The following is a 1,921-nucleotide window of genomic DNA, read 5'->3' as shown; positions in this document are numbered from 1 at the left end:
CGCCCTTGACGCCAGGCCCAAAGCTGAGGGCTGATATAATAAACCAGGGGGATACCAAGTTTTTTCACCTGGGGAGCAACCAGATGAAGATTAAAATCCGGGAAATCAACCAGCACAACCAGGTCAGCCCGCTGCTGCTGAAGGTAGGTTTTTATTTTCTTCCAGCCTTTGACAATGTCTGGAATGCGGCCTAGCACTTCGGTGATTCCAACCACCGACAAACGTGAGGATGGAAAAATCCGGGAAATCCCGGCGGCAGCCATGCGTGAACCGCCAACTCCATCAAGCTGAACTCCTGGAAGTATCTCCCTGATGGCAAGGGCAAGATTAGCACCATGAAAATCCCCTGAATCTTCACCGGAAATGATACAGATTCTTACCGCTTTATGGACCACATCCCGGGAATCTTCAGCTGAATTCATGGACATTTATCGTCACAACCTGATCACTGCTGCCTGGCTGCAGCAATAATCTCTTTGATCCTGAAGGCTACTTTCAATGCCGCCAGGCCATCGGCACCGGACACCGTCGGTTCACTTTGATCACGAACAGAACGTGTAAATGATTTAATTTCCAACTTCAAAGAATCAGCTTCAGGATATTCATGTTTCTGTACATTAATATCAGGAATAGGAGAATAATAATCCAGCTCTTTTTTTTCACATTGAACCAGAGAAAAGTTTGATAAATCCATTGAGATATAAACATCCGGTTGGAAAAGACGGATTTTCCGTTCCTTCTGGATTGATACCCGGCTGGCTGTCAGGTTGCAAACCGCACCATTAGTGAAATGAATTCTCACATTAGCGATATCAACCTGATCGGAAAGTACCGGCACCCCGACGGCAAAGATTTCTGAAATTGGACTTTTCACCAGGCAAAGCACCAGATCCAGATCATGAATCATCAGATCCAGCACCACATCCACATCAACACTACGAAAAGTAAAGGGAGATAAACGATGAACTTCAATAAAACGTGGCTGTTTGGTTATTTCAAATCCAGCCGCAAAAGCCGGGTTAAAACGCTCCAGATGGCCAATCTGCAAAATACGCTTTTTTGCTTCGGCCAGACGAACCAGTTCTTCAGCTTCCGCTACCGTGGCCGCAATAGGTTTTTCCAACAGCACATGGACTCCTGAGTTCAGAGCCTGAGAGGCCACTTGGCAATGATCAACGGTAGGAACCACCACGGAAACAGCATCAACCTGCGGATAAAGCTCTTCAGCAGTGGCTAAAGCCTCGGTATGGTATTGATTGGCTATCTCTTGAGCCTGTTCCTGGTTGATATCTACAATACCAACCAGATCAACATCCGCCATATCGGCATACTTCTGAACATGAAAGCGACCTAAATGGCCAACGCCGACAACGCCAACTCGAAGTTTTTTATCACTCATGATTTCCGACAGATTCCCCGTTCAGATTCCCGAATAAATTCCAGTATATGGCTGACTTCGGGAAATTGAACATAATCTTTCTCCACCTGTTCCACGGCCTGGGCCAATCCAGTCCCCGGCATACGGTGAAAAAGCAGGCGAAAAACCTTTTTTAAAACCCTGATGGTTTCTTTAGAAAATCCCTGTCTTCTTAAGCCGACAAGGTTAAGACCATGCAAGCGGGAATGGTTTCCAGAGGCCAGACAATAAGGCGGTACATCCTGGCTGACCCCGGCCATACCGGCAATCATGGCCGAACAGCCAATCCGGCAAAATTGATGGATGGCCACCAGACCACCGATAATCGCCTGATTCTCAATAAGAATATGACCAGCCAGGGTGGCTCCATTAGCCAGAATTATCTGATCACCCAGCTGACAATCATGGGCTACATGACAATAGGCCATCAAAAAACAATGGTTTCCCACCCGGGTTACAACCCCACCACCAGGAGTACCCCGACTGATGGTAACATATTCACGG

3 protein-coding genes are annotated in these 1,921 nt (G+C 47.2%); all 3 read right to left on the bottom strand.

The window, feature by feature from the left end; genetic code table 11:
* Positions 1-428 (bottom strand): lipid-A-disaccharide synthase (locus tag U9P07_11405; protein MEA2110015.1); only part of this gene is annotated, 428 nt, incomplete at its 3' end.
* A gap of 17 nt (positions 429-445) precedes the next feature.
* Positions 446-1,399, bottom strand: coding sequence for a Gfo/Idh/MocA family oxidoreductase (locus U9P07_11400; GenBank protein MEA2110014.1), 954 nt, complete (start codon positions 1,397-1,399; stop codon positions 446-448).
* A partial coding sequence (gene lpxA / locus U9P07_11395) for an acyl-ACP--UDP-N-acetylglucosamine O-acyltransferase (GenBank protein MEA2110013.1) occupies positions 1,396-1,921 on the bottom strand: 526 nt, incomplete at its 5' end. The genes U9P07_11400 and lpxA, both read right to left, overlap by 4 nt.

The organism is Pseudomonadota bacterium (assembly GCA_034660915.1).
GTDB lineage: Bacteria > Desulfobacterota > Anaeroferrophillalia > Anaeroferrophillales > Anaeroferrophillaceae > DQWO01.
This window is presented reverse-complemented; position numbering and strand designations above follow the sequence as displayed.